This window comes from Pseudoflavonifractor phocaeensis, from assembly GCF_016901735.1.
Taxonomy (GTDB): Bacteria; Bacillota; Clostridia; order Oscillospirales; family Oscillospiraceae; genus Pseudoflavonifractor_A.
This window is the reverse complement of the sequence record NZ_JACLZC010000043.1, coordinates 1-26,623: the sequence shown is the minus strand read 5'-3', so window position 1 is coordinate 26,623 and position 26,623 is coordinate 1. Positions and strand designations below refer to the sequence as shown.

Genomic DNA, 26,623 nt, shown 5'->3' with positions numbered 1-26,623 from the left:
GGGGTGACGGCCACGGCGGGTACGGTAGGTTTCACCGGTACGGCGCTCTGACTGACGGCGGGCGGCGTCACGGTGACGCTCACCGGCGCGGAGACCGGCGTGCCGGCCTGGAAGGTGGTGTAGAGATAATAGCCCGAGATCCCGATTGCGGCGACGCACAGGAGAAGGACTATGTAGAAGCCCTTCCCGGACATAAAGTCGCCCAGACGTTCCTTGAATGGTTGTTTCATGTGTGATTAACACCTCCGAGCCTATTTTGGACCGGCGGCGGCGTCCTTATACCGGCGGCGGGAAAAATTTTCAGCGGGACACGGCAATTTTTAAGGAAATCTTAATCCTTTTTTTGTCCTTCTTTGTAAGTGGCGGGCGTATGATAGCCGTGCCGGAAAACGGCGCGCAGGCAGAGGAAGGGGCGGGAGAACGGGCGCATTTGTGAACGAATTTTGAATCCGTGCCCGCCGTTCTTGACAGGGTCCCCGGCGTGGTTCTATCATAACGGTATCGTATGGCGAGACCCTGCGCCGGATCGGCGTCATCCACGATGTTTGAAGAAAAGGAGAACGTCTATGAAGACAAAGGAAGAGACCGCGGCCGCCAGTACGGCCAACCAAGCGCCTGAAAGTCCCGGCGCGCCCAAATTCAAACCGCCCAAAAAGAAACGAAAATGGGTCAAGCGGCTCATCATCGCTGCTGCGGTGGCGGTGGTGCTGGCCCTTTTGCTGCGGGGCTGCCTGAGCGGCGGCGGACAGACCGTGGGACAGAGCGCCTATGTGGTTCAGAACGTGGGCTATCAGGACATGAGCCTGCGGGTGCCCGGCTCGGGCGCCATCGAGCCAAACGCCGCCTACCGGCTCACCACCCTCATCAGCGGCGAGATCCTGGAAGCGCCGTTCCAGGAGGGGGATACGGTACATAAGGGCGACGTGCTCTACCGCATCGACGCCAGCGACGCCGAGACCGCCATCGAACAGGCGGAGATCTCGGTGCGCAACGCCCAGCTCTCCCTGGAGAGCGCCCGGCTCAACTACCAGGAGCTGCTGGACACCCAGAGCGACGCCAGAGAAAATCTTCAGGTCAAGGCCACCGACACCGGCGTGGTCAGCAAGCTCTATGTGGACCAGGGGGATCAGGTGACCGCCGGAAGTCCCATTGCCGACATCCTGGACCGGGACCACATGAAGCTTACCGTCTCCTTCCACGCGGTGGACGCCGCCGGCTTTTCTGTGGGGCAGTCCGCCGCCGTCCGGGTGGACGGCACCGGCGAGACCCTCACCGGCACGGTGGACAGCATCGCCGCCACCGACAGCGTGGGGGCCGGCGGCGCTCTGGTGCGCAGCGTCACCATTCTGGTCACCAATCCCGGCGCCCTCTCCGACAGCGCCACCGGCACCGCCTCGGTGGGAGAGGCGGACTGCGCCGCCGGCGGGTCCTTCGCCTACGCCGCCAGCAGCCAGGTGGTGGCCAAAACCTCGGGAGAGCTGACCTCCCTCACCGTCAGGGAGGGGGACCGGGTGACCGAAAATCAGGTCATCGCCGCCTTTGAGGAGACCGATATGGCCGCCCAGATCGAAAACGCCCGCATCAGCGTCTCCAACGCCCAGCTTGCCCTGGAAAACGCCCAGCTCTCCCTGGAGAGCGCCCAGAAGCGGCTGGAGGATTACACCATCACCTCTCCCATCGACGGGACCGTCATCGAAAAGAATCTGGACGTGGGGGACAACATCAACGGGAGCAACACCACCGCCTCCACCGGCGTGACCTATCCCGCCGTCATTTACGACCTGTCCGCCCTGACCTTTGACATGAGCATCAACGAGCTGGACATCAGCCAGATCCAGGTGGGGCAGACCGTGGAGATCACCTCCCAGGCGGTGGAGGGGCGGACCTTTACCGGCCACGTCCAGACCATCAACATCAACGGCATTACCACCAACGGCTCCACCAGCTATCCCGTCACCGTCCAGGTGGACGACCCCGACGGACTGCTGCCCGGCATGAACGTGTCGGCCGAGATCGTGGTGCAGGACGAGGGCCAGGCCCTGTGCGTTCCCATCGCCGCGGTGGAGCGGGGCGAGAGCGGCGGCGTGGTGCTGGTGCCCGGCGAAGGTTCCCTGGCCGAGGACGGGGTCACCGTGGCTGACCCCTCCAAGCTGGAAAAGTGCCAGGTTACGCTGGGACGGAGCAACGACCAGTATGTGGAGATCGTCAGCGGGCTCAGCGAGGGAGACGCCATCATTGTGGAGATGGAGGCCGGCTCCTCGCTGATGAATATGCTGACGGTGACGGGGTGAGCGCATGGCACATCTCATTGAACTGCGTGACGTCTATAAGATCTACCGCATGGGAACCGAGACCGTCCACGCCCTGGACGGCGTCAATCTGACCATTGACGAGGGGGAATTCGTGGCCATCGTGGGTCAGTCCGGCTCCGGCAAGTCCACCGCCATGAATATCATCGGCTGTCTGGACGTGCCCACCTCGGGCACCTACCATCTGGGGGGCGTGGACGTGTCCACCATGGAGGATGACCAGCAGGCCGAGATCCGCAATAAAATGCTGGGCTTTATTTTTCAGCAGTATAACCTCATTCCCAAGCTCAACGTGCTGGAGAACGTGGAGCTGCCCCTGCTCTACGCGGGCATCCCGGCGGGAGAGCGCCGCCGGCGGGCCTTAAGGTCCCTGGAGCGGGTGGGGCTGTCCGATAAGTGCAAGAATCTGCCCTCCCAGCTCTCCGGCGGCCAGCAGCAGCGGGTGTCCATCGCCCGGGCCCTGGCCGGCGATCCGTCGGTGATTCTGGCCGACGAGCCCACCGGCGCCCTGGACTCCCGCACCGGCCGGGAGGTACTGGCCTTTTTGCGCAAGCTCAACCAGGAGGGGGACACCGTGGTCCTCATCACCCACGACAACTCCATCGCCGTCCAGGCCAAGCGCATCGTCCGCTTACAGGACGGGCGCATCATCTATGACGGCGACGCCGGCGACCCGCGGGCGGTGGTCCAGCCTGTGGAGCCCGGCGGCGCTCCGGAGGAGGACTGCTCTTTCCATGACCGGGAGGTGGAGGTATGAATTTAAGTCAATCCTTCCGTCTGGCCCTGAAATCTCTGGCCACCAGCAAGATGCGGGCTCTGCTGACCATGCTGGGCATCATCATCGGCGTGGCGGCGGTCATCATCATCACCAGCCTGGGCAACGGGATGCAGCAGATGATGAACAACGAGTTTGAAAAGCTGGGGGCCAATCTGATCCAGGTCCAGGTCTACGGCGTGGGCATGGACTCCCGCAGCGTGGACCCGGAGGATATGTACGCCCTGGCCCGGCAGTATCCCGCCTATCTCTCGGGCGTGACCCCGTCGGTGAGCGCCCAGGCGGTGGTGCGGGTGGGCAGCCAGGAATATGAAAAGACCGGCATCACCGGCGTCAGCGAGGATTACATCAATATGAGCGGCGAGACGGTGGCCCAGGGCCGATACCTCCGCTATGTGGACGTGGACCGGGCGAAAAACGTGTGCGTCATCGGGGCCTATCTCAGCCAGGAGGCCTTCGGCGGCGGCGGGGTGGGGGAGACCATCACCCTCTCCGGCGTGCCCTACACGGTGGTGGGGGTGCTGAGCCCCCTCTCCTCCCAGTCCAGCCAGGGGAGCAGCGACGACCGGATCTATATCCCCTATACCAGCGCCCTGCGGCTCAACAATACCGCCATGGTCAGCGGCTATCTCTTCACCTGTCCCGGCAAGGACAGCTCCGCCACCGCCAAGGCCATCATTGAAAACCGGCTGTACGAGACCTTCCAGTCCTCGGACTACTACTTCGTCATGACCTCCGCCGAGATGATGGACGCCATGAATACCATGATGAACACCATGATGGTGGTGCTGGTGGCCATCGCCGCCATCTCCCTGCTGGTGGGCGGCATTGGCATCATGAATATCATGCTGGTGTCGGTCACCGAGCGCACCCGGGAGATCGGCATCCGCAAATCCCTGGGGGCCAAGCGGGCCAACATCCGCACACAGTTTATCATTGAGGCGGGCACCACCTCCGCCATCGGCGGCGTTCTGGGCATTTTGCTGGGGGTGGGTCTGGCCGGCGTGACGGGGGTGCTCATCAGCAGTCTGGCCGGTCCGGGCACCACCTTTACCGCCGTTCCCGCGGCGGACTCGGTGCTCACCGCCTTTGGCGTCTCGGTGGGCATCGGTGTCTTTTTCGGCTATATGCCCGCCGACAAGGCCGCCAAGCTCAACCCCATCGACGCCCTCAGGTACGAGTAAAAGGAGAAAGATGTATGAAAAAACGACTCATTTCCTGTCTGCTGGCCCTGGCTCTGGCGTTGGGGCTGGCGCCCGCCTCCCTGGCCGCCGCCCAGTCCGAGGCCGCCCAGGTGCTGGCCGCCCTGGACGTGATGGTGGGCGACGAAAACGGCGACCTTCAGCTGGAACGGACCATCACCCGGGCGGAATTCACCAAGCTGGTCATTGCCGCCTCGCCCTACCGGGACGCCGCCGGCGCGGAGGCCAGCGTGTCCCCCTATCCCGACGTGCCCCGTACCCACTGGGCGGCGCCCTATGTGCAGGTGGCGGTCACGGCGGGCTATGTCACCGGCTATCTGGACGGCACCTTCCGGCCGGGCAATACCATCACCCTGGCCGAGGGGGTCACCATGGTGCTCCGCCTCCTGGGCTACCAGAACAGCGATTTTCCCGGCGCGTACCCCTCCGGACAGATGGCGGCCTACCGCAGCCTGGAGCTGGACGAGAACGTCGCCGCCGGTCAGAACGACCCCATGACCCGGCAGGATGCCCTGTGGCTCTTTTACAACCTGATGACGGTGAAAAATAAGAGCGGCGTTTACTACCTCAACGCCCTGGAGCCCACCCGCAACCTGGTGGACAGCCAGGGCAACCTGGACCGGGTGGCCCTGGTCAACACGGCCATGGACGGTCCGGTGGTGGCGGAGGGAAACTGGCGGGAGACCCTGCCCTTTGACCCGGCCGCCGCCCTGGTCTACCGGGACGGGACCCTTTCCACCCTGGCCGCGGTGCAGGACTGGGACGTGGTCTACTGGTCGGAGTCCATGCGCACCCTGTGGGTTTACAGCAAAAAGGTCACCGGCACCCTGGAACAGATCACGCCCGCCAGCCAGCCCGCCTCGGTGACGGTGGCCGGCCAGACCTACGCCCTGGAGACCGGCGAGGCGGTCTATACCCTCTCCGACGTGGGCGGAAGCTTCCGGGTGGGAGACCTGGTCACCCTGCTGCTGGGGAGAAACGGCGGCGTGGCCGCGGTCCGTCCGGCGGACACGGTGGCGTCGGAGGTGGTGGGATTGGTGACCGCCCTGGATACCGCCTCCTATATCGATGCCAACGGCAACACCTACACCAGTAAGACCGTGATCCTGACCACCACCGCCGGCGCCGCCGCCGTGTACCCCTCCGACGTCAAGGGCCTGGAGGTGGGCGACCTGGTGCGGGTGACCGCCGGCGAGGGACACCTGGAGATCGGCGCGCTGAACTCCGCCGCTCTGACGGGCCGGTTCAGCGACGGCGGACAGCGCCTTGCCGGCTATGACCTGGCCGACGGGGCAGAGATTTTGGACACCTATGAGAATACCGCCCAGCGGGTCTATCCCAGCCGCCTGGACGGAGTGACCCTGGAGCGGGGAGACGTGCGCTACTATGCCCTGGACCAGGACGGCCAAATCGAGACCCTGATTTTGGATGACGTGACCGGCGACCTCCACACCTACGGAATCCTGACCGAGGTGCAGGAATCCACCATACCCTCCGCCATGCGGGGCGTTTACACCATGCAGATGGGGGATACGCAGACCCAGGTGGTCACCAGCGGGGTGATCTACAGCCTGTCCAAAGCGCCCTGTGTGGTCAAGGGTCCCCTGTCCGCTCCGGACCGCATAGCCAATCTGACGGCGGTGAATTTGGACAGCGCGACTGGGACCACCGCCCGGGGAAGCGACGGCCGGAGCTATCCGGTGTGGGAGAAGGCGGCGGTCTATGAGGTGAAAAACGGCAAGTACTACGCCTCCAGCCTGGAACGGGTGAAGGAGAGCGGCGGCGCTCTCACCGGCTATTACGACAAAGCCCCGTCTCAAGGAGGGTGTATTCGGGTGATTTTGTCCAAATAAGTGAGTTTCGTCATAAAAACGGCCCCGGCCTTTCTGGCCGGGGCCGCTGTGCTGGAACGGGGTTGAAATCCTAGTATTTCTATCGTATAATAGGAACAAGGAGTCATAGAGAAATAGAGACAGAGGTGACATGCTTTGAAAATTTCCACCAAGGGCCGTTATGCCCTGCGTGTGATGATCGACCTGGCCCTCCACCGGGAGGAGGGGCTCATCCCGCTCCATGAAATCGCCCAGCGTCAGGGGATCACGGTGAAATATCTGGAACAGATCATTGCCCTTTTGAGCCGCGCCGGTTTTCTTCAGAGCGTACGGGGTAAGAGCGGCGGCTACCGCCTGGTCCGGCCGCCGGAGGACTATACGGTGGGCGAGATCCTGCGGGCCACCGAGGGCAAGCTGGCTCCCACCGCCTGCCTGGAGGTGCTGCCCAATCAGTGTGAGCGGCGGTCCTGCTGCCCCACGCTCCCCTTTTGGAGCGAGTTTTACGCGGTCATAACCAATTTTTTGGACAGCAAGACCCTGGCCGACCTGCTGCCGCCCGAGGAGAAGGTCATGCCCGGCCGCTGTCTGCGGCGCTGAGGGCATAGGGCATAAAGAGCCCCGGCGGCGCATATCTCTCTGGTGAGGGGAGGGGATGGCGTTGGCCGGTCTGTTGTCCCGCGCGTGGGTGCGGGAGCTTTTGTTGGGCGTCGGGCTGCTGTGCGGCGCGGCGGCGCTGCTGTGCTATCCGCAGGAGGCCATGGAGGCGGCGCGCAGCGGTCTGGCGCTGTGCGGCAACGTCATCATCCCCTCCCTTTTTCCCTTTTTTGTCCTGTCGGCGCTGGTGGTGGAGCTGGGGCTGGCCGGGGCGCTGGGCCGTCTGCTGGAGCCGCTGATGGAGCGGCTTTTTCGGGTGAGCGGAAGCTGCGCCTCGGCGGTGGCGCTGGGCTTTTTGGGGGGCTATCCCGTGGGGGCCCGCACCGCCATCGAGCTCTACCGCAAGGGCATGTGTTCCAAAACCGAGGCCCAGCGGCTGCTGGCCTTTTGCAACAACTCCGGTCCCGCCTTTATCCTGGGGGTGGTGGGGACCGGTGTTTTTGCCAGCAGCCGGGCGGGACTGCTGCTCTATCTGGCCCACGCCGCCGCGTCGGTGTGCGTGGGTCTGCTGTTCCGCTTTTATCGGGGGGAGGAGCGCCGCGCCGCCGGACGGAGCCGGACCCAGGTGGAGGCCAAGCGCTTTTCCGCCGCCTTCACCGGGGCGGTGGGGTCCGGCCTGACCTCGGTGCTCAATATCTGCGCCTTTGTGGTGCTGTTTACCGTCATCATCCGGCTGCTGGTGTTGTCCGGCGTGCTGCCGGTGCTCTCCGGGGCGGTTGGGCTTCTTCTGGCCCCGCTGGGGGTGGACCAGGTGTGGGTTCAGCGGCTGCTGACCGGTCTTTTGGAGGTCTCCACCGGCGTATCCGCCCTGGCGGGGGAGGGGGCCCTCTCCGGCCGGCTGACCCTGGCGGCCTTTTTGCTGGGCTGGGCGGGTCTCTCGGTCCACTGCCAGGTGCTCTCCTTCCTGGGGGGCAGCGGGCTTTCCCCCCGCACCTATCTGGTGGGAAAATTCCTCCACGGCCTGCTGGCCGCCCTCTTTACCGCCGGACTGAGCCGGGTGCTGCCCCTGGGCAGCGTGCCCGCCATTCTGGCCGGACAGGTGGCCGACCTGGCGTCGGTGGATTTTCAGACCGCTCTTACCTGGTCCACCGTGTGGGCCTGGCTGGCCTTTTTGCTCTTCCTGGGCGTGGCCCTGTGGACGGGAGGAAAAAAATCTGGTCACCGGGCGGAAAGGGTGATATAATACATCCTGCATCAGGAAAGGAGGTCTCGCCATGCTGTTCCGCAAAGATATTGAGCCGCGCTGTCTCTACTGCGCCCGCGGCACCCAGCTGGAGGGGGATTCCATCCTCTGCAAGCGCCGGGGGGTGGTCAACGCGGGCGACCACTGCCGCGCCTTTCGCTACGATCCCCTCAAGCGGGTGCCCCCCCGTCCCGCCTCCCTCAACTTCAGCGGCCTGAAGGATGAGGACTTTACCCTTTAACCCAATCGCTCTCATAAAAAAACCGGACAGCGTGTATGCTGTCCGGTTTTTCTGCATCAAACGGGATTGTCCGCCGGCGCGGAGCGCTTGCGCCGGAGGAAGGAGAATTTGGTCTCGGAGCACACCACCGCCACAAAAATCAGGGCAAAGCCCAGCAGCAGCCGGGGGGTGACCTGGTCGCCGTAGAAAATCACCGAGCACAAAACGCCGAACACCGACTCCAGCGACAAAATCACCGACGCCGAGGCGGGATCGGACCACACCTGCCCCACGTTCTGGAAGAGAAGGGCCACGGTGGTGGCCATGACGATGAGATAGCCCATCTGGATGAGCAGGTCGGCGCTGAAAACCGCGGGCGAGGGGAGAGCTTGGGTAAAAAAGCCGCAGATCCAGGCGTACACCGCCGCCCAGAAGAACTGAAAGACGGTCAGTAAGTAGATGTCCTTCCCGGGAGAGACCTTGGACACCGCTACGATGTGGGCCGCATAGAAAATGGCGCAGATCAAGGTCAGCCCGTCGCCCCAGGTGACGGTGAGGTCGCCGCTGAGGGAGACCAGCCCCACCCCGGCCACGCACAGCAGCGCCGCGGCGATGTTGTACCGGTCAGGCCGCCGTTTGGCTGCCGCCCAGTAGAAAAAGGGAACCAGCACGCAGTAGACCGCGGTCAAGAAGGCGTTTTTGGAGGGCGTGGTGCCCATAAGCCCGAAGGTCTGCACCGAGTAGGCCAGAAAGAGAAAGCCGCCGATGATGGCGCCCCGCCACAGGTAATCCGGGGTAAAGAGAGACTTCCACTTCTTCCAGCAGATCAGGGCCAGCAGGGCGGCGCCGCCGGTGAACCGGAAGGCCAGGAGGAAAAAGGTGGGGATCACATCCACCGCCCCCTTCATGATGAAGAAGGAGGAGCCCCAGATAAAGGCCGCGGCGAAAAGCATGGGCTTTGCCAGACGGCGCATACGGGTTTCGTGCACGGAATATCCGCTCCTTTGCATGGAAAGTGTTTTGTGGTATCATAAAAGAATGACAAAACGACGCGCAGGCGTCAGGAGGTTTTGAACATGCTGTTATTCGATCTGGACGGGACCCTCATCGACTCCAACCAGGCTTGGGTGGAGGTGGACAATACCTTCCTCTTCCGCCGGGGCCTGACCCCCACCGAGGAATACAACCGGGTGGTGGGCCAGTCCATCTTCCCCGTGGCGGCCCAGTTCACCCAGGCATATTACGGCCTGAAGGAGACCCCACAGCAGATCATGGACGAGTGGATGGAGCTCATCGGGGAGGCATATGGCAAGCGCATCCCCCTGAAGGCGGGGGCCAAGCCCTTTTTGGAGCGCTGCGCCGCCCGGGGAGCGTCCATGGCACTGGTCACCGCCTGCGTGCCGGAGCTTTGCCATACGGTGCTGGAGCGCCACGGACTGGACCGGTTTTTCCCCCAAATCCTCTTTGCCCAGGAGTTGGGGGTGGAAAAGCGGGACCCCCGGTTTTTCCAGGCGGTGCTGACCCATCTGGGGGTCTCCCCCCGGGACTGCACCCTCTTTGAGGACTCCCCCGCCGCCTGCCGCACCGCCCAGGCCGCCGGCATCCGGGTGGTGGGGGTGTACGACCCCTTTTACGAAGGCCACCGGGAGGAGATGGAGATGGTCTGCGACCGGTACATCGAAAGCTTTGAGACCCTGCTTTAATCCGCCTCTTCCTTGGTCATGTGCTGGGCGGCGGCCTTGAGCATGAGCTTTTTGGTGCCCCCCTGGTCAAAGGCGATCTCAATGAGGGCGTCTCCCCCCATGGGGGTAAAGCCGGTGATGAGGCCCGGGCCGAAGGCGGTGTGGACCACCCGGTCCCCCTTCTGGAAGGAGGGGAGAGCGGCCACCGGCCGGCTCATGCCCAGGGTGCGGTGGGCGCCCCCCTGCTCCGTGGCGGCGGTACTGCCCGAAGAGGAGGCGTAGCCCGTATAGCCGCTGCCCACCGAGTAGCCCCGGTCGTACACCGGACGGGGACGCTGACGCCGCTGGGGGGGCTGCCACTTGTGCTCGCCGCTCTCGCCGCCCCGGCGGTCATGTCCGCCCCGCTCCACCAGCTCGGCGGGGATCTCGCCCAAAAAGCGGGAGGGACGGTTGGAGCTGGTGCGGCCAAAAATCATCCGCTGGTTGGCGCAGGTCATGTGGAGCCGCTCCTTGGCACGGGTCATGGCCACATAGCACAGCCGGCGCTCCTCCTCCATCTCCTCCGGCTCGCCGATGGCCCGGATGCCGGGGAAAATGCCCTCTTCCACCCCCACCACAAAGACCACCGGGAATTCCAGACCCTTGGCCGAGTGCATGGTCATGAGCACCACGCAGTTTTCGCTGGAATCCTGGGCGTCCAGATCGGTATAGAGGGCGATCTCGTCCAGGAAGCCAGCCAGCGACGGCTCCTCCACCGCGTTTTCCAGATAGTTCTGGATGGAGGAGGAGAGCTCGTGGACGTTTTCCAATCGGGTGCGCTCCTCGATGGAGTGCTTTTGCTCCAGCATGGCCACATAGCCGGTGCGCTTGAGGACCTCCTCATAAAACTCCGGCAGGGACAGCTCGCCGCTGAGCTGCCGCAGGTCCCGGATGAGCTCGGCGAACTGGCCCAGTTTGGCCGCGGACTTCTGGAGCTCGGGATAGGCCCCGGCGTTGCTCACGATGTCCCACAGGTGGACCCCCTCCCGGGCGGCCAGGGCCTGAGCGGTGTCGATGGTCTTTTGGCCGATGCCTCTGGGGGGATTGTTGATGACCCGGCCCAGCCGCAGGTCGTCGCCGGGGAAGTTGACCACGCACAGATAGGCCAGCATGTCCTTGATCTCGGCCCGGTCGAAAAAGCGGATGCCGCCGATGATGCGGTAGGGGATGGCGTTGCGCTTAAAAGCCTGTTCCAGCTGGTTGGACTGGGCGTTCATCCGGTAGAGGACGGCGTGGTCCTTCCAGTCCTTGCCCGCCGAGACGTCCCCCAGGATCTGGGCCGCCACATACTGGGCCTCGTCGTGCTCGTTCATGGCGGTGTAGCAGTGGACCGGCTCCCCCTGGTCGTGCCGGGTCCAGAGCTCCTTGCCCTTGCGGCCCTGGTTGTTGCGGATCACCGCGTTGGAGGCCTCCAGGATGCTTTTGGTGGAGCGGTAATTCTGCTCCAGGCGGATGACCCGGGCGCCCTTGTACTGGCTTTCAAAGGAGAGGATGTTCTCGATGGTGGCGCCCCGGAAGCGGTAGATGGACTGGTCGTCGTCGCCCACCACGCAGATGTTTTCATAGCCCCCGGCCAGGGTGGAGGCCAGCAGATACTGGAGGTGGTTGGTGTCCTGGTACTCATCGATGAGGACGTAGCGGAATTTCTTCTGCCAGTAGGATCGGACGTCCTCAAAGTCCAGCAGGAGGCGGACGGTGTGGAGGATGATGTCGTCAAAATCCAGGGCGTTGGCTTTTTTCAGCCGTTTTTCGTACTCGGCGTACACCTGGGCGATCTTTTGGAGGCGCAGGTCGCCGCTCTTTTCGCACTGCCGGAGGTACTGCTCGCCGGTTTTCATGTCGTCCTTGGCCCGGGAGATATAGCCCAGGAGGGTGCGGGGGGCGAAGGTCTTGTCGTCCAGGTTGAATTCCTTGATGATGTCCTTTAAGACCCGCTCGGCGTCGGCGGTGTCGTAGATGGTAAAGGAGGGCTGAAAGCCCAGACGCTCGATGTCCCGCCGCAGGATGCGCACGCAGGCCGAGTGGAAGGTGGAGGCCCAGATGTCGTTGGCCTGGGGGCCCAGAAGGCGTTCCAGCCGGTCCTTGAGCTCGCCGGCGGCCTTGTTGGTGAAGGTGATGGCCAGGATGGACCAGGGCGCCGCCGGGTCCAGGCGGCAAAGGCGCTCCTGCTGGCTTTTTTGGTCGGGATCGGGGCGCTGGACGTAGGCTTCCAGAAAGGCCAGGTCCTCCGGCGTGACCCAGGCGGGGACCTCGTCGGCGTCGGAGCCCCGGCCATAGCGGATCAGGTTGGCCACCCGATGGATGAGCACCGTGGTCTTGCCGCTGCCCGCCCCGGCCAGCAGCAGCAGGGGGCCTTCGGTGGCCAGGACGGCCTTTTGCTGTTCCGGGTTGAGATTCTGGTAATCCAGGGCGATGGCCGCCCGCCGGGCACGGCAGAAACGAAGTGCTTCGTCACGGTTGAGCATGTACGATCAGTTTCCTTTCTCACGGAGCGGCGGGGAAAGCCCGGCGACGCTCCGCACAGTTCTTTTGGACCATTCATTGTACCACAAAAGCTTTCCCAAAGCAAAGCAGAATTCCCTGGCGCTCTTGACTTTTCCACCGATTTCCCCGATAATGTGGAATACTGCCGACAGTAGAGAGGAGCGATTGCCGTGGAGCAGATCCGCGCGTCCCGGTACGGCTTGCAGGTAGGCACCCTGCCGCCCGGCCCGAGGGACAAAATCACCGATGTGCCCGGCGTCACCGTGGGGCACTGCACCATTGACACCGATACCCACAAGACCGGCGTCACCGTTTTGTTCCCCTGTGGGGAAAATCCCTTTGTCCACAAGCTGCCCGCCGCCGCCTTTGTGCTTAACGGCTACGGCAAGAGCGCCGGCCTGGTGCAGATCCAGGAGCTGGGCACCCTGGAGAGCCCCATCGCCCTCACCAACACCCTCAACGTGGGCAAGGTCCACGACGCTCTGGTGGGCTATCTGGCGGAGCGGTGCGAGGAGGAGGGGATCGAGCTGCGCTCGGTCAATCCGGTGGTGTGCGAGTGCAACGACGCCACCCTCAACGACATCTGCCGCCGGGCGGTGGAGGAGCGCCACGTCCGGGCCGCCATGGAGGCCGCCGGGACCGACTTCGACGAAGGGGACGTGGGGGCCGGCAAGGGCATGGTGTGCCACGATCTGAAGGGGGGCATCGGCTCGGCCTCCCGTCTGATGGAAGTGGATGGGCAGACCTATACCCTGGGAGTGCTGGTGCTGGCCAACCACGGCAACCTGCGGGACCTCACCATTGGCGGCCGGCACATCGGCCCCACGCTGGCCCAAATGCTGGAGGTGGGTCAGACCGAGGATCAGGGCTCCTGCATCGCCATTGTGGCCACCGACCTGCCCCTGGACGCCCGGCAGCTGGAACGGGTGGCCAAGCGGGTGAGCGTGGGTCTGGCCCGGCTGGGGTCCTACATCGGCCACGGCAGCGGCGAGGTCTTTTTGGCTTTTTCCACCGCCAATCCCTACGATCACCGGGTCCAGGAAAAGCTGCGTACCGTCACTGCCTTCCGGGAGGACGCCATGGACCTGCCCTTCCAGGCGGCGGCGGAGTGCGCCGAGGAAGCAGTGCTCAACTGCCTGTTTACCGCCCGCACGGTCACCGGCTGGACGGGAAAAACAGTCCGCGCCCTCACCGACCTACTTTCTCTCGAGAGAGAAAGTAGGCAAAGAGAGCTTTCATCTCTCGGGAGAGAAAGTAGGCAAAGAGAGCTTTCATCTCTCGAGAGAGAATTTCCATAAAGCGCTGGTGAAGGGCGCTGTTATCTTGCGTTGGCCGCCCAGGGCATTTCGCCGCTGGACATATCACATTATCTAAGGAGAATCAGAAACCATGTCAGAAAAGAACAAAGCCGCCAAGTTTACAAGCTCGGTGGGCTTCGTGCTAGCGGCGGTAGGGTCCGCCGTGGGAATGGGCAATATCTGGCTCTTTCCCTACCGGGTGGGCCAGTACGGCGGCGGCGCCTTTCTCATTCCCTATTTTATCTTTGTGGCCCTCTTCAGCTACGCCGGCCTGTCGGCGGAGTTCGCCCTGGGACGCATGACCGGCACCGGCACCGCCGGTTCCTTTGACTTCATTTTCAAGCGCCGGGGCTGGAAGGGGGGCGCCCTCATCGGCCTGCTGCCTCTGCTGGGGGTGCTGGGCATTGCCATCGGCTACTCGGTGGTGGTGGGCTGGGTGCTGCGCTACTGCGCCGGCGCCATCACCGGCTCGGTGCTTGCCGGCGACGCCCAGACCTACTTTGACGCCCTGGCCGTGGAGTTCGGCTCCGTCCCCTGGCATTTGATCGCCGTGGTCCTCACCGCCCTCATCCTCATTCTGGGCGTGGAGGGCGGCATTGAGAAGATCAGCAAGTTTATGATGCCCGCCTTTTTCATTCTCTTTCTCATCATCGCCGTCCGGGTCTTTTTCCTGCCCGGCTCCGAGGGGGGCTATGCCTATCTCCTCCAGCCCGACTGGAGCTATCTCCTCCAGCCCAAGACCTGGATCTACGCCATGGGACAGGCCTTTTTCTCCCTGTCCATCAACGGGGCCGGGATGCTCATTTACGGCAGCTATATGAAAAAGGACGAGGACATCATCAAGCATTCGGGCTATACCGCTCTGCTGGATACCATTGCCGCCCTGCTGGCCGGCTTTGCCATCCTGCCGGCGGTGTTTGCCTTCGGCATTGACCCCACCAGCGGGCCCTCCCTGATGTTCGTCACCCTGCCCCAGGTCTTTGCCCAGATGCCCGCCGGACGGCTGTTTGCCATCTTGTTCTTTGTCTCCGTCTTTTTTGCCGGGATCACCTCACTGGTGAATATGATGGAGGCTTGCAGCGAGGCGCTGTCCAGCCGCTTGAAGCTCTCCCGGACCTGGGCGGTGTGGATCATCGCGGCGGTGGTGTTCGGCGTGTCCCTCTTCCTGGAATCCCTGCCCAAGATGGGCGCCTGGCTGGATGCGGTGACCATCTACGTCTCTCCCTTCGGCGCGGTGCTGTGCGCGGTATTTATCTACTTCCTGCTGGGCATTGGGCTCCTCAAGGAAGAGCTGGAGCGGGGCCGGACCCGTCCTCTGGGCCGGGCCTTCCCGGTGATCGGCTACTCCTATGTGATTTTGTCCGCCCTGGTGGTCCTCTTCGGCATCCTCTACGGCGGCATCGGCTGACCTACTTTCTTTCGAGAAAGAAAGTAGGCAAAGAAAGCTTTCATTTGCCCCCGGACCGCCGGTCCGTGGGCTTCCTTTCCCCTTTACCAGCTGCAAAAAATAAAGCAGGCAAAGAAAGCTTCTATCTAACGCCCGACTGGTAAGTCCTGCAAAACTGAATCGATCAATCAGGTGCCAACTGCGGGTACAAGGTTATTGTTTTAACGCGGTTCCGGCGCACCTGGGGGATTGACAAGGGGGGTATCCCCCTTGTCCCCTTGTCCCCTTTTGGTCCAGGCCCTTTTCGGGAAAAGGGCCTAGCGCTGGCCGCGGAGGCCGAACCCGCCGCCCGCGCAGGGCCGCGCCCGGAAAAAGGACTGCCGTCTGACAAGACGGCAGTCCGCTCGGAACCGTTAGGGCAGCAGCCCAGACCAGTCGGCTTCCCGGAAGCCCACCAGCACCCGGTCCTCCGCCACCAAAACGGGGCGCTTGACCAGCATGCCGTCGCTGGCCAGAAGTTCCAGCTGTTTTTCCTCTTCCATGCCGTCCAGCCGGTTTTTCAGATCCAAAGCCCGGTAGACCTGTCCGCTGGTGTTGAACCAACGGCGCAGGGGCAGACCGCTGACCTTCTGCCAGACGGTCAATTCCGCCGCGGTGGGGGGCTGGGCCTTGATGTCCCGCAGGTCGCAGGAGAGACCGTGGGCATCCAGCCAGGCCTTGGCCTTGCGGCAGGTGGAGCATTTGGGGTACCAGATCAATAGCATAGCAATGCCTCCTTTCTGAAGGTACTGTATCCGATTTTGATGGGGATGACAAGAGCAGAAAAAATTTTGTCCTGCCTCTTTACAAATGAAAAAAGCTCTGTTATAATAATTAGGCTTTCAAAAGTAGAGATGCGTCCGTAGTTCAATTGGATAGAGCGTCAGATTCCGGTTCTGAATGTTGGGGGTTCGAGTCCCTTCGGGCGTGCCAAAAAAGTCCTGTAACCAATGGGTTGCAGGACTTTTTTATTTTTGAAATTCGCCGCAATCATAGGCCGCGCCGCATTGTTTTATCATAGAGCGAAACGGTACGGATACGTCTATGCTGGAAAGGAGATTGTAATGAACTTAGACGAACAAGGCCGGAAACGGCTCCGCAGCGGCGGCGCGCTGCTTCTGCTGCTGGCTTTTTTGCTGCTTTTGATCCCTGTGCTGGCCCTGAGCCGCTATGCCCGGGGCTCGGCGGACGACTATTGCTTCGGGATCTATACCTATCACGCCCTTCAAAACGGGGAAAGTCTGCTGGCGGCGGTGTGGCGCACCGTCTCCGGCTACTATCAGAGCTGGCAGGGCAGCTTTGCGGCGGTGGGGATGATGTCTCTGACCCCCTGCATCTGGGGCGAGACGGCCTACGGGATCACCGCGGTGGTCATGCTGGCCAGCCTCATCGCCGGTACGGTCAAGCTGACGGACACCCTGGTCCGCCGCCTGGCGGGGGGAGACTGGCGGGATGTGATCTATATTGCCGTTCCCATGCTGATCTGCGCCACCCAGTTTATGCCCTCCCCCCTGAACAGCGTTTACTGGTGGAACGGTTCGGTGTACTATACGTTTTTTTATGGCCTCTCCCTCTTTTATGCGGAGCGCTTTGCCGCGCTGCTCTTCCTGCCCAGGTCCAACCGGGCGGCGATTCTGGTTCCCGGGCTTTTGTGCGGCATTCTGGTGGGCGGTTCCAACTATGTCTCCGCCCTCCTCTCCGCGCTGCTGGGGGGCTTATTTTGGCTTTATGCCATGTGGAAAAAGCGGGCGCGTTGGAGCGCCTTCCTGCTGCTGTGCGGGGAGGTGATCCCCTTCTTCATCAGCATGGCCGCCCCGGGCAACCAGGTCCGGCAGGATACCGTCGCCTCCACTCCGCCGGTGCAGGCCATCTGGGAGGCGATTGGACAGGCGGCCGCCGATCTGATGGAGTGGCCCAACTGGCCCATCCTCCTGATGCTGCTGGCCTGGCTCCCTCCGCTTTGGCGGCTGTGCGGCAAGAGCGGCTTTTCCTTCCCCCTGCCCGGCCTCTTCGCGGCGGCGGTCTTTCTCCTCTTCGCGGCCCAGAATACCCCCCATTTTTATGCCGCCTCCAACGCCGGACCCCTGCGCCTGCGGGACATCGTCTATTTTTCCTCCTACTGGCTCTATCTCCTGTGCGAGTGGTACTGTGTGGGCTGGCTCCGGCGGTTTTTGAGGCAAACCCCAGCGTTCCCCAAGCCGCGGCCCTGGATGGGAAGAACAGCGGCGGCGGCGCTGGTGCTGCTGGCGGGATTTTGCCTGTTTTCTTACGGTCCCACCGGCTTTACCGCCGGCTGCCTGCGGGAGCTGAACAGCGGCGTGGCGGCTGCCTATGCCCAGGAGCGGGACGCGCGCCTGGCGGATTTGACCGACCCGGCGGTGTCCGACCCCGTCTTTCCGGCCATCCGGTCCCGGCCCATTCTCCTCTATCAGCAGGACATCACCACCGACCCCTCCGACTGGAAAAACCATGTGATGGCCATGTATTGGGAAAAAGACTCGGTGTCCATCGCGGTAGCGAATGGCTGAAAATGAGCACATCCGAACTGGTTTAGGATACATGATTGCCTATGCGGAGGAAATATTTCCGGTATAATAAAAAGAGAGGAATGCCGGGAACGCGCGGCGCTTCCCATATCAGACAGAAAGGGTTGGCAGTCATGAGCATCTTGGTCAGTAAGACGGGCAATACCTTCCACCTTTGCAATCATGACATCAGCTATACCATGCAGGTCCTGCCCAACGGACAGCTGGGACAGGTCTACTTCGGCCCCCGGATCGGCCGGAAGGAGGACTATTCCTACCTGATCGAAAACCATATGCGCCCCATGTCCTCCTGCGTGTTCGACATTGACAAGCGCTTTTCTATGGAGCATCTGCGGCAGGAATACCCCTCGTTTGGAACCACGGATTACCGTATGCCGGCGGTGGAGGTGGTGCAGGAGAACGGCAGCCGCATTTCGGAGCTTCGTTATCAGGGCTTCCGGGTTCAGAAGGGAAAGCCCGCCCTGCCCGGGCTGCCGGCCACCTACACCGAGGAGCCGGAGGAGGCCGAGACCCTGGTGCTGGAGCTGGAGGATGAGCTGACCGGTTTGAAGGCAGAGCTTCTTTATACCCTCTTCCGGGACGGCGGCATCCTGGCCAGGAGCGTGCGCTTTTGCAACGGGGGCAGGGAGGCATTGCACCTCACCACCGCCATGAGCCTCTGCCTGGATCTGCCCGACAGCGCCTACGACTGGGTGCAGTTCTCCGGCGCCTGGGCCAGAGAGCGCTACCCCAAAACAAGGCCCCTGACCCAGGGTATCCAGTCGGTGGGCAGCCTGCGGGGCAACTCCTCCCACAACCACAACCCCTTTGTACTGCTCAAACGGCCCACAGCGGATGAATTCCAGGGGGAGGCCCTGGGGTTCAGCCTCATTTACAGCGGCAATTTCCTGGCCCAGGCGGAGGTGGACACCTACGACACCACCCGGATGCTCATGGGCATTCATCCCGCCGGCTTTGACTGGAAGCTGTCTCCCGGCGAGACCTTCCAGACCCCGGAGGCGGTGGTGGTTTATACGAGAAAGGGCCTCAACCACCTGAGCCAGACCTTCCACAAGCTCTTCCAAAAGCGGCTGGCCCGGGGCGTCTGGCGGGACCGGCCCCGGCCCATCCTCATCAACAACTGGGAGGCCACCTATTTCGACTTTACCGAGGAGCGTCTGGTCCGCATCGCTCAAACGGCCAAGGCGTGCGGGGTGGAGCTCTTCGTGCTGGATGACGGCTGGTTCGGCCAGCGGAGCAGTGAGCACGCCGGACTGGGGGACTGGGTGGCCAATCCCCAGCGGCTGAAAAACGGCGTCGCCGGTCTGGCCCGGCGCATCGAGGACCTGGGTATGCGGTTCGGGCTGTGGTTTGAGCCGGAGATGGTCAATAAGGACTCCGACCTCTACCGGGCCCACCCGGACTGGATCATCCGCACGCCGGGCCGGAGAACCTCTCACGGGCGCTATCAGTATGTGCTGGATTTTTCCCGTAAAGAAGTGGTGGACTGCATCTATGAGCAGATGGCCAAGCTCCTGTCCGAGGCCAGGATCTCCTATGTCAAGTGGGACATGAACCGCAGCATCACCGAGTGTTATTCCGCCGCCCTCCCCGCCGACCGGCAGGGAGAGGTGTATCACCGCTATATCCTGGGGGTGTATGACCTGTACGAGCGGCTGACCAGCCGGTTCCCCCATGTGCTCTTTGAGTCCTGCGCCAGCGGCGGCGGACGGTTCGACCCAGGCATCCTCTACTATGCCCCCCAGGGCTGGACCAGCGACGATACCGACGCGGTGGAGCGCCTCAAGATCCAGTACGGCACCTCCTATGCCTATCCCGTCAGCTGCATGGGGAGCCATGTTTCGGTGGCGCCCAACCACCAGGTCAACCGGGTGACGCCCCTGGACACCCGGGCCAACGTGGCCTATTTCGGCACCTTCGGCTATGAGCTGGACCTGAACGCCCTGACCGAAGAGGAGCGGGAGGAGGTCAAGCGCCAGATCCAATTTATGAAGGACCACCGGCAGCTCCTCCAGTTCGGCGCCTTCTACCGCCTGCAAAGCCCCTTTGAGGGAAACGTTGCGGCGTGGATGGTGGTGAGCGAGGACAAAAAGGAGGCCATTGTGGGCTGGTACCGTATCCTCAACGGCACCAACCTCCCCAACAGCCGGCTGCGCCTCCAGGGGCTGGACGAGGAGACCCAATACCGGGTCAGCGGCCTGGAGGGCCGGTACGGCGGAGCCGAGCTGATGTACGCGGGTCTGGTCACCAGCGACGCCGCCTGCGGACAGGCGGAGGACGGCGAGGTGTTGAGCCATGATTTTGACTCCCGGCTCTACCTCATCCGCGCGGCGGAAGGGGAGGCATGACCATGGAGACCGGCGGGAACTGGACCAAACGGTGTGCCATGATGGTGCTGGGCATTTTGCTCATCAGCATCGCCGTGGGCTGCTACCGTCTGAGCGGCTTTGGCGTGGACGCCTTTACCTGCATGAATCTGGGCATCAGCGGCTTTCTGGACATGGGCTTCGGCACCTGGCAGCTCATCATGAACGCCATGATTCTGGTGGCGGTCTTTTTCACCGTGCGCCGGTGCATCGGCCCGGGCACCATCGTAAACATGGTGGGGGTGGGGTACTGCGCCGACTTCCTTTGCTGGCTGGTGAATGACCGGCTCCAGATCCCCATGACGCTGCCGCTGCGCGTGGCGGCCCTGGCGGCGGGGTGTCTCCTGGCCGCGCTGGGCGTGGCCCTTTACATGGACGCGGAGCTGGGCATCGCCCCCTATGACAGCGTGGCCCTCATCGCGGAAACCCTGACCGGCGGCAAGCTGAAATTTCAGTATGCCAGAGTGGCCGGCGACATCACCTGTGTGGCGGTGGGAGTGCTCTTCTGCCTGGCGGGCAAGGACGATCTTTGGATGATCATTGGCATCGGCACCCTGTGCAACGCCTTTTTCAACGGCCCCATCATCCAGTTTTTCCGGGCCCATGTCAGCCGGCCCCTGCTGAATCCCCGTTTCTGAATTCCAAGCAAAAAACCGCCCTCATCCCAGGCAAAGGCCGGATGAGGGCGGTTTTGTGCTGTTTATTCCTTCGTTTTCCCGCCCGGGACGGGCAGCAGCCGCGCGCCCCACGCGGCCAACACGGCCAGCACGATCCATAGAGAATAATGATAACGACCCGCGACCTCTACCAGCATCTGGGCCATGGTCAGGCCGATGCAGTAGAGGATACACAGCTGGACGGAGCTTCGTTCTCCGGTGCGGACCACATGGAGCAGGGCGATGAGGGAGAGGCCGATGGCCCCGTACCAGAAGGCGTTGCACAAAAAGGATAATTCGTTCCGGTGCCGCAGGACGCTGACGGCGTAGCCGGTGCAGGCGTCATCCGTACCCAGAAAGGTGGCAAGCTTTTGGGGGAGAAGGGCCAGCAGGTCCACCTGGCCGGAGAAAAGCCGGTCCTTTGCCAGCTCCAGCATCTCCTCCTGCACCTCCTGGGCGGAGCGGTCGGCGGTGTTGGCCTGGGTGAGGGCGTCGCTGTCGGTCCAGTTCCACTTTCCGCCCGAATCGGGGTTGAGCCCCACCAGGATGTTATAGCCGGTGGTGGCGGAGGGCTCCTCCCCCAGCCGGGCGGCGATGTACTGCCGGCCCAGACCGCCGGCCAGGGCGTACACCGCCACCAGCGCCGCGCAGAAGAGCAGCCAGCTCCGGCGGAAGGGGGGATTGCGCCAGCCGTCGGCATGGATCAGCGCCAGCCACAGCCCCAGGGCGATGAGGATGATGGCTCCCACCGGGCGGGTGAAGTTGACCGCCGCCAGCAAAAGACCGGTTCCCACCCCCGCCGCCGCCTGGCGGACCGGACCCCAGTCCTTCCAGCGGTCCGCAAAGAGGGCGATCAGCGCCAGGACGCCCAGCAGCAGGGTGGTGTAAAGGGGCTCGGAGAGGACGAACATATTATAGATGGTCTGAGAGGGGCACAGGGTCCAGAGCACCAGCGCGCCGCAGCCCGTCTCAAAGCCGAAACGGCGGTTGACCAGGAAAAAGAGGAGCAGGCCCCCGCAGACCGAAAGGAGGGCGTTGGTCACCGGGGCCAGCAGGGAGAGGGGGCCGAACATCCCGATCAGCAGGCTGAGGAACCAGGCGTAGCCGAAAATATGGGGGAAGAGGGCGATGTACCGCCCCCCTTGCAGCACCTCCTGGGTGGTCAGCGCCTGGGCCGAGTCCCAGAAGGTTTTATAGTCCATCTCCGGCTCGATGACGGCCCACAGCACCCAGGCCAGCTTGCAGACCAGACAGAGCAGGGTGAGCAGGGTCAGGACCTTGGCGGGGCCCAGCCGTTTGAGCCGGGACAGGGCCCGGAACATCAGCCAGCCCGCCGGCAGGCAGAGCAGCAGCCCCGCCGCCAGCGCCTGGCCGTGGCCCGACCGGCCCGCCTGCACCAGCGCCGCCGCCCAGATCAAAAAGCAGAGCAGCGCGGTGCACCGGGCGCAGAAGTCCCCTGTCCGACTGGTCCAATGGAGTTCTTTTTTCATCATGGTTCTCCTTATCGCGCAGAAACGGCCGACATAAATTGACCTTTTGGAAAAAATCGGGTATCATGAGGAGGACTACAACGGTACGGTGAAAGGAGGCTGCCTTATGGCGACTTTGCTCATCCGGAACGCCCGCTATATCGTCTCCTGCGACGATAAGGATACCCTTTGGGAACACGCCAACCTCTTTATCCGGGACAACGTCATCGAATACATCGGAGAGCGGCGGATGCAGGCCGACCAGTGCATCGACGCCTCCGATCTGATCCTCTATCCCGGGCTCATCAACACCCACCATCACCTCTTCCGGATCTTTTCCCGCAATCTGCCGGAAGTGCAGTCCATGGGGCTCTTGCCGTGGCTGCGGGCGCTGTACGGGATGTGGCGGCATCTGGACGGGGAGAGCGTCTACTGGTCCTCCCTGGCCGGGATGGGGGAGCTGCTCAAAAGCGGCTGCACCACCTGCCTTGACCACCATTATGTCTTTCCCGCCGGTGTGGGCGACCTGCTGGCCAATCAGTTCCGGGCCGCGGCCCTGGCGGGGATGCGTTTTCACGCCGCCCGGGGGTCCATGGACCTGTCGGAAAAGGACGGCGCTCTGCCGCCCGACAGCCTGGTCCAGTCCATGGATGAGATTTTAGCCGATTCCGAACGACTGGTCAAGGTTTGGCACGACGAGAGCCGCTTTTCCATGCGTCAGGTGGCGCTGGCGCCCTGTTCTCTTTTTTCGGCGTCGGCCGACCTGATGCGGGAGAGCGCCGCCCTGGCCCGGCGGTTGGGGGTGCGGCTCCACACCCATGCGGCCGGGACCAGAGACGAGGAGCGGTATGTCCTGGAGCGGTTCGGGATGCGTCCGGCGGCCTATCTGGCCACGCTGGGCTGGACGGGCACCGACGTCTGGTACGCCCACGGCATCCGCCTGAACGACAGCGACCTGCATCTGCTGGCCGAGACGGGCACCGGCGTGGCCCACTGTCCTGTCTCCAATATGCAGCGCGCCTCTGGGGTGTGCCGGGTGCCGGAGATGCTGCGCCTGGGCATTCCGGTGGGGCTGGGGTCGGACGGCGCTTCCTCCAACCTGCTGGAGGAGCTGCGGACGGCCTATCTCCTCCACCGGCTCGCCGCCGGAACAGGGGCGCCGGACGGCTACCAGCTGCTGAAGCTGGCCACCCGGGGCTCGGCCCAGCTGCTGGGGCGGGACGACCTGGGGGCGCTGGCCCCCAATATGGCCGCCGATCTCTTCGCCGTCTCCCTGGACAAGCTGGCGCTGGTGGGGGCCCAGTTTGACCCCAAGGCCCTGCTGTGTACGGTGGGCTGTGGAGGACCGGTGGATTATACCATCGTCAACGGCGTGGCGGTGGTGCAGAAGGGGGAGCTCACCACCTTCGACGAGGCCCGGGCGGCTGCACGGGCCAACCTGGCGGCCCGGCGCTATCTGCGGCGGTAATCACCCTTACGCCTGCTTTTTGCCGCAGCTGGCGCAGGACGGGGAGAAAAGACCCTTGAGCCGGCCGCCGCAGTATTTGCATCGGCCGCTTTCCCGCCAGAGGTTGGAGAGCCACGGACAGGGATTGCCCAGCACATCCAGAAAAAGCGCGGGATCGTAGAGGCGGGGCGGGATTTTGACTGACTCCAGCGTTCGGCACCCCGAAAAGGCCGAGCTTCCAATGGTCCGCACGCTGTCCGAGACGACCAGGGAGCGAAGGGACAGGCATTCCCCAAAGGCCAGAGTACCGATGGAGGTCACATGGTTGGGGATGACCATGGCCTGCAGGGCCGTACAGCCGTAAAAAGAGAAGCTGCCGATATCGGTGATGGTGTCGGGGAGCAGCAGGGAAGCGCAGGGGGCGTTCTGAAAGGCGTAGTCCGCGATTTTGGTAATGCTGGGTGGAACGCGGAATGTTTTGGATGTACCCCGGTATTTGACGAAAACATCCTGTTCGATCTGGCAGTCCTCCACCAACTCCCGCAGCTCAGCCGCCCATTTTTTGACTCTGGGGTGATCGGGCAGGAGAGACAATATGGTGTTTACAAAAATCTGCGCGGACCGGAAGTCTCCGGCGTTATAATATTGTTTGACCAGGATATAATAACCGGCTACGTCCTCCTCTTGCTGGTTCTGGGACTTCCGGCCGGAAGGGGCCGGTTTGGGCGTCTGCTGCTGGCCGGCCTTGGCCTGGAGACGGTCCAACCCATACCGCATCCCGCAGGCTTGACAAACGGCGCCTGTTCCGTCGGCCTGCATGGTAAGGGTGCTGCCGCAAATATCACAACACAAAGAACCCATGTAAAATGCCTCCTGACGTATTTTCTCCATATTCGGCACAATATAAGGATAGCAAAGCCGGAGGGGAAGGGCAAGAAGCAAAAAGAAAATGATATGTCAATTGTTGTCAAACCCTTCTGGAAGGAAAAAGAAGGGAGATTGCTTGATAAATTTGTATAGAATCGCCATTGTCACCGTGGGAGCGGAAGTCTAAAATATTTGCTAAAACGACAGCGAGACCCTACGCTGACAGGAGGTCCTTTTTTATGGAGTCCCCAGCCATACAGGCAAGACAAACGCCCCTTTTTACCCGCAGAGCCCTGGTCCGGCTCATCGTTCCCCTGGTCATCGAGCAGTTTCTGCTCATGAGCGTGGGCATGATGGACACCGTCATGGTCACCACCGCCGGTCAGGCCGCCGTCTCCGGCGTCTCGCTGGTGGACAACATCAACCAGCTTATCATCCAGATCTTTTCCGCCCTGTCCACCGGCGGCGCGGTGGTGGTCTCCCAGTACCTGGGCCGGCGGGAGGAGGACAACGCCCGCACCGCGGCCCGGCAGCTCCTCTACACCGTCTTTGCCATGGCCATGCTCCTCATGGCGCTGGCGCTGGGGTTCCGGCAGCATGTGCTCTCCCTGCTCTTCGGCAACATTGAGCCCGACGTGATGGACAGCGCCCTGGTCTACTTCCTGACCACCGCCCTGGCCTATCCCTTCATCTCTCTCTACAATGCCGGCGCGGCCCTGTTCCGTTCCATGGGCAACAGCAAGGTCTCCATGTTCAACTCCCTCATCGTCAACCTGGTCAATGTGGTGGTCAATGCGGTGCTGATCTACGGCTTTCACATGGGGGCCATGGGCGCCGGCATCGGTACCCTGGTCTCCCGCATCGTGGCCGCGGTCTTTATTCTGGTGCTCCTCCGCCATCCCGACAACGTGCTGCGCATCGACGGGGTGTTTCATGCCCATCTGCGTTTTGACATGATCCGCCGCATCCTCACCATCGGCATCCCCAACGGCCTGGAAAACGGACTCTTTCAGGCGGGCAAGCTGTTGGTGCTCAGCCTCATCACCACCTTCGGCACCAACGCCGTGGCGGCCAACGCCATTGCCAACAGCATCGCCGGCGTGGTCAATGTACCCGGTACAGCCATCGGCCTGGCCATGATTACAGTGGTGGGCCAGTGTATGGGGGCCCGAGACACCAAGCAGGCGGTGACCTATACCAGAAAGCTGCTCCTGACGGTCTATGTGTCCATGGGTTCCCTGAGCGTGCTGCTCTTTTTCCTGGCACAGCCCCTGTGTACCCTCTTTGCCCTCACGCCGGAGGCCACCGCCATGGCGGCGGAGGTGCTGCGCTGGTGCGCGGTGTTTGACCTGCTCATCTGGCCCATGGCCTTTACCCTGCCCAACGCGCTGCGCGCCTCCGGCGACGTGATGTTTACCATGGCGGTCTCTCTGGGCTCCATGTTTCTCTTCCGCATCGGTTCCAGCTATGTGCTGGCCTGCGATTGGGGATTGGGCCTGGGGCTGCTGGGGGTGTGGATCGGCATGATCATTGACTGGGGCGTCCGGTCGGTCATCTTTACCATCCGTTTTGCCCAAGGCAAATGGAAAAACCGCAGCGTGATCTGAACGGTATGACAAAGGGCAAAAACCGCTTGAAATCCAGCGGAGAGTGTGCTATCATATATGTTACATGTCGTGAGCGCGGATACTTTGCGCTCAACAGGGGGTTACCCTTGTATCAGCACCCTTTGTGGGGCGGAAAGGAAAGATGGAAAAATGGAAATCGCGAAACTTGTGCTCACGGTCATCCAGGTGATCTTCGCTGTCATCCTGATCTGTGTCGTGATCCTTCAGTCCGGCAAGAGCGCCGGCCTGTCTGGCGCCATCGCCGGTGTGGCGGACACCTTCATGGCCAAGAACAAGGCCAAAGGCTGGGACGCGAAGCTGGCCCGCTGGACCAAGTGGGTTGCCATCGGCTTCATGCTGCTGAGCCTCGTTGCCTGCCTGCTGTAATGAAACCAAAAAGGGCGGTTCCTCTGAAAAGAGGGACCGCCTTTTTGCGTCCCGGAAAAAAGTGAAAAAAGGTGTTGACAAACGGGGGCGGAGGTGGTATTCTATCTGAGCGCTTCACGAGAGGGCACGAAAAAAGCGGGACAGAGCGGCGGAAGGCAAGAGCGGTTCCGAAAA

The 26,623-nt window shown here is 62.7% G+C and carries 21 protein-coding genes, 1 tRNA gene and 1 pseudogene; 17 read left to right on the top strand and 6 right to left on the bottom strand.

Going from position 1 to position 26,623, the window contains the following annotated elements:
• Positions 1 to 230 (bottom strand): annotated as a pseudogene (locus H7U37_RS15775) (M23 family metallopeptidase); the annotation flags it as partial.
• A 336-nt stretch (positions 231 to 566) separates the two neighbouring features.
• Here H7U37_RS15775 and H7U37_RS10030 point away from each other — a divergent pair.
• The 7 genes from H7U37_RS10030 (at position 567) to H7U37_RS10000 (ending at position 8,196) form a co-directional block, all read left to right on the top strand.
• The gene (locus tag H7U37_RS10030; protein WP_204875485.1) at positions 567 to 2,291 is read left to right on the top strand and encodes an efflux RND transporter periplasmic adaptor subunit; all 1,725 of its coding nucleotides are present in this window, start codon (positions 567 to 569) and stop codon (positions 2,289 to 2,291) included.
• A 4-nt stretch (positions 2,292 to 2,295) separates the two neighbouring features.
• Positions 2,296 to 3,066: an ABC transporter ATP-binding protein gene (locus H7U37_RS10025; RefSeq protein WP_204875484.1), complete on the top strand. Its 771-nt coding sequence runs from the start codon at positions 2,296 to 2,298 to the stop codon at positions 3,064 to 3,066.
• On the top strand, positions 3,063 to 4,268 hold the full coding sequence (locus tag H7U37_RS10020) for an ABC transporter permease (protein ID WP_204875483.1): 1,206 nt from the start codon (positions 3,063 to 3,065) through the stop codon (positions 4,266 to 4,268). Before H7U37_RS10025 ends, H7U37_RS10020 begins: the two co-directional genes overlap by 4 nt.
• 14 nt (positions 4,269 to 4,282) lie before the next feature.
• Positions 4,283 to 6,139 carry an S-layer homology domain-containing protein gene (locus tag H7U37_RS10015; protein WP_204875482.1) on the top strand — a complete coding sequence of 619 codons (1,857 nt, stop codon included), beginning with the start codon at positions 4,283 to 4,285 and terminating at the stop codon, positions 6,137 to 6,139.
• 135 nt (positions 6,140 to 6,274) lie between these two features.
• Positions 6,275 to 6,715 (top strand): RrF2 family transcriptional regulator, encoded by a 441-nt coding sequence (locus tag H7U37_RS10010; protein WP_204875481.1) that lies wholly within the window; start codon positions 6,275 to 6,277, stop codon positions 6,713 to 6,715.
• A gap of 55 nt (positions 6,716 to 6,770) precedes the next feature.
• Complete coding sequence (locus tag H7U37_RS10005; RefSeq protein WP_243413573.1) at positions 6,771 to 7,955, top strand: nucleoside recognition domain-containing protein; 1,185 nt, start codon at positions 6,771 to 6,773, stop codon at positions 7,953 to 7,955.
• A gap of 31 nt (positions 7,956 to 7,986) precedes the next feature.
• On the top strand, positions 7,987 to 8,196 hold the full coding sequence (locus tag H7U37_RS10000; RefSeq protein WP_204875480.1) for a hypothetical protein: 210 nt from the start codon (positions 7,987 to 7,989) through the stop codon (positions 8,194 to 8,196).
• Between the two features lie 56 nt (positions 8,197 to 8,252).
• On the opposite strand, the gene H7U37_RS09995 is transcribed toward H7U37_RS10000, so the two are convergent.
• Positions 8,253 to 9,149, bottom strand: coding sequence for a DMT family transporter (locus H7U37_RS09995; RefSeq protein ID WP_204875487.1), 897 nt, complete (start codon positions 9,147 to 9,149; stop codon positions 8,253 to 8,255).
• Positions 9,150 to 9,251: 102 nt separating this feature from the next.
• On the opposite strand from H7U37_RS09995, the gene H7U37_RS09990 reads away from it, so the two are divergent.
• A complete protein-coding gene (locus H7U37_RS09990) occupies positions 9,252 to 9,878 on the top strand; it encodes an HAD family hydrolase (RefSeq protein ID WP_204875479.1) in 627 nt (208 codons plus the stop codon).
• Here H7U37_RS09990 and H7U37_RS09985 read toward each other — a convergent pair.
• A complete protein-coding gene (locus tag H7U37_RS09985) occupies positions 9,875 to 12,361 on the bottom strand; it encodes an ATP-dependent helicase (RefSeq protein ID WP_204875478.1) in 2,487 nt (828 codons plus the stop codon). The genes H7U37_RS09990 and H7U37_RS09985 overlap by 4 nt on opposite strands.
• Positions 12,362 to 12,550: 189 nt before the next feature.
• Between H7U37_RS09985 and H7U37_RS09980 the strand changes: the two genes are divergently transcribed.
• A complete protein-coding gene (locus H7U37_RS09980; protein WP_204875477.1) occupies positions 12,551 to 13,678 on the top strand; it encodes a P1 family peptidase in 1,128 nt (375 codons plus the stop codon).
• Positions 13,679 to 13,769: 91 nt separating this feature from the next.
• Positions 13,770 to 15,086 carry a sodium-dependent transporter gene (locus tag H7U37_RS09975; RefSeq protein WP_204875476.1) on the top strand — a complete coding sequence of 439 codons (1,317 nt, stop codon included), beginning with the start codon at positions 13,770 to 13,772 and terminating at the stop codon, positions 15,084 to 15,086.
• A 392-nt stretch (positions 15,087 to 15,478) separates the two neighbouring features.
• Here the strand turns inward: H7U37_RS09975 and H7U37_RS09970 are convergent, their stop codons facing one another.
• Complete coding sequence (locus H7U37_RS09970) at positions 15,479 to 15,829, bottom strand: arsenate reductase family protein (protein WP_204875475.1); 351 nt, start codon at positions 15,827 to 15,829, stop codon at positions 15,479 to 15,481.
• Positions 15,830 to 15,960: 131 nt separating this feature from the next.
• On the opposite strand from H7U37_RS09970, the gene H7U37_RS09965 reads away from it, so the two are divergent.
• The 4 genes from H7U37_RS09965 (at position 15,961) to H7U37_RS09950 (ending at position 20,654) form a co-directional block, all read left to right on the top strand.
• A tRNA-Arg gene (locus H7U37_RS09965) sits at positions 15,961 to 16,037 on the top strand.
• A 131-nt stretch (positions 16,038 to 16,168) separates the two neighbouring features.
• Positions 16,169 to 17,632 carry a DUF6056 family protein gene (locus tag H7U37_RS09960; RefSeq protein ID WP_204875474.1) on the top strand — a complete coding sequence of 488 codons (1,464 nt, stop codon included), beginning with the start codon at positions 16,169 to 16,171 and terminating at the stop codon, positions 17,630 to 17,632.
• Positions 17,633 to 17,763: 131 nt separating this feature from the next.
• Entirely contained in the window at positions 17,764 to 19,998 is a 2,235-nt protein-coding gene (locus H7U37_RS09955) for an alpha-galactosidase (RefSeq protein WP_204875473.1), read from the top strand.
• On the top strand, positions 19,995 to 20,654 hold the full coding sequence (locus tag H7U37_RS09950; protein WP_338049819.1) for a YczE/YyaS/YitT family protein: 660 nt from the start codon (positions 19,995 to 19,997) through the stop codon (positions 20,652 to 20,654). The genes H7U37_RS09955 and H7U37_RS09950 overlap by 4 nt, the downstream gene beginning before the upstream one ends.
• Positions 20,655 to 20,716: 62 nt before the next feature.
• Here the strand turns inward: H7U37_RS09950 and H7U37_RS09945 are convergent, their stop codons facing one another.
• Positions 20,717 to 22,162: a glycosyltransferase family 39 protein gene (locus H7U37_RS09945; RefSeq protein ID WP_204875472.1), complete on the bottom strand. Its 1,446-nt coding sequence runs from the start codon at positions 22,160 to 22,162 to the stop codon at positions 20,717 to 20,719.
• A 106-nt stretch (positions 22,163 to 22,268) separates the two neighbouring features.
• On the opposite strand from H7U37_RS09945, the gene H7U37_RS09940 reads away from it, so the two are divergent.
• Entirely contained in the window at positions 22,269 to 23,609 is a 1,341-nt protein-coding gene (locus tag H7U37_RS09940) for an amidohydrolase family protein (RefSeq protein ID WP_204875471.1), read from the top strand.
• A gap of 6 nt (positions 23,610 to 23,615) precedes the next feature.
• Here the strand turns inward: H7U37_RS09940 and H7U37_RS09935 are convergent, their stop codons facing one another.
• Positions 23,616 to 24,449, bottom strand: a complete 834-nt coding sequence (locus H7U37_RS09935; RefSeq protein ID WP_204875470.1) for a leucine-rich repeat domain-containing protein — start codon at positions 24,447 to 24,449, stop codon at positions 23,616 to 23,618.
• A gap of 245 nt (positions 24,450 to 24,694) precedes the next feature.
• Between H7U37_RS09935 and H7U37_RS09930 the strand changes: the two genes are divergently transcribed.
• Together H7U37_RS09930 and secG are read left to right on the top strand one after the other, a co-directional pair.
• Positions 24,695 to 26,062: an MATE family efflux transporter gene (locus H7U37_RS09930; RefSeq protein WP_204875469.1), complete on the top strand. Its 1,368-nt coding sequence runs from the start codon at positions 24,695 to 24,697 to the stop codon at positions 26,060 to 26,062.
• A 150-nt stretch (positions 26,063 to 26,212) separates the two neighbouring features.
• Entirely contained in the window at positions 26,213 to 26,449 is a 237-nt protein-coding gene (gene secG / locus H7U37_RS09925) for a preprotein translocase subunit SecG (protein WP_204875468.1), read from the top strand.
• Positions 26,450 to 26,623 lie beyond the last annotated feature (174 nt).

Coding starts and splice junctions, on each gene's coding strand:
- H7U37_RS10030 (WP_204875485.1), top strand. CDS start 567: ATGAAGACAAAGGAAGAGACCGCGGCCGCCAGTACGGCCAACCAAGCG.
- H7U37_RS10025 (WP_204875484.1), top strand. CDS start 2,296: ATGGCACATCTCATTGAACTGCGTGACGTCTATAAGATCTACCGCATG.
- H7U37_RS10020 (WP_204875483.1), top strand. CDS start 3,063: ATGAATTTAAGTCAATCCTTCCGTCTGGCCCTGAAATCTCTGGCCACC.
- H7U37_RS10015 (WP_204875482.1), top strand. CDS start 4,283: ATGAAAAAACGACTCATTTCCTGTCTGCTGGCCCTGGCTCTGGCGTTG.
- H7U37_RS10005 (WP_243413573.1), top strand. CDS start 6,771: ATGGCGTTGGCCGGTCTGTTGTCCCGCGCGTGGGTGCGGGAGCTTTTG.
- H7U37_RS10000 (WP_204875480.1), top strand. CDS start 7,987: ATGCTGTTCCGCAAAGATATTGAGCCGCGCTGTCTCTACTGCGCCCGC.
- H7U37_RS09995 (WP_204875487.1), bottom strand. CDS start 9,149: ATGCGCCGTCTGGCAAAGCCCATGCTTTTCGCCGCGGCCTTTATCTGG.
- H7U37_RS09990 (WP_204875479.1), top strand. CDS start 9,252: ATGCTGTTATTCGATCTGGACGGGACCCTCATCGACTCCAACCAGGCT.
- H7U37_RS09985 (WP_204875478.1), bottom strand. CDS start 12,361: ATGCTCAACCGTGACGAAGCACTTCGTTTCTGCCGTGCCCGGCGGGCG.
- H7U37_RS09975 (WP_204875476.1), top strand. CDS start 13,770: ATGTCAGAAAAGAACAAAGCCGCCAAGTTTACAAGCTCGGTGGGCTTC.
- H7U37_RS09970 (WP_204875475.1), bottom strand. CDS start 15,829: ATGCTATTGATCTGGTACCCCAAATGCTCCACCTGCCGCAAGGCCAAG.
- H7U37_RS09960 (WP_204875474.1), top strand. CDS start 16,169: ATGAACTTAGACGAACAAGGCCGGAAACGGCTCCGCAGCGGCGGCGCG.
- H7U37_RS09955 (WP_204875473.1), top strand. CDS start 17,764: ATGAGCATCTTGGTCAGTAAGACGGGCAATACCTTCCACCTTTGCAAT.
- H7U37_RS09950 (WP_338049819.1), top strand. CDS start 19,995: ATGACCATGGAGACCGGCGGGAACTGGACCAAACGGTGTGCCATGATG.
- H7U37_RS09945 (WP_204875472.1), bottom strand. CDS start 22,162: ATGAAAAAAGAACTCCATTGGACCAGTCGGACAGGGGACTTCTGCGCC.
- H7U37_RS09940 (WP_204875471.1), top strand. CDS start 22,269: ATGGCGACTTTGCTCATCCGGAACGCCCGCTATATCGTCTCCTGCGAC.
- H7U37_RS09935 (WP_204875470.1), bottom strand. CDS start 24,449: ATGGGTTCTTTGTGTTGTGATATTTGCGGCAGCACCCTTACCATGCAG.
- H7U37_RS09930 (WP_204875469.1), top strand. CDS start 24,695: ATGGAGTCCCCAGCCATACAGGCAAGACAAACGCCCCTTTTTACCCGC.
- secG (WP_204875468.1), top strand. CDS start 26,213: ATGGAAATCGCGAAACTTGTGCTCACGGTCATCCAGGTGATCTTCGCT.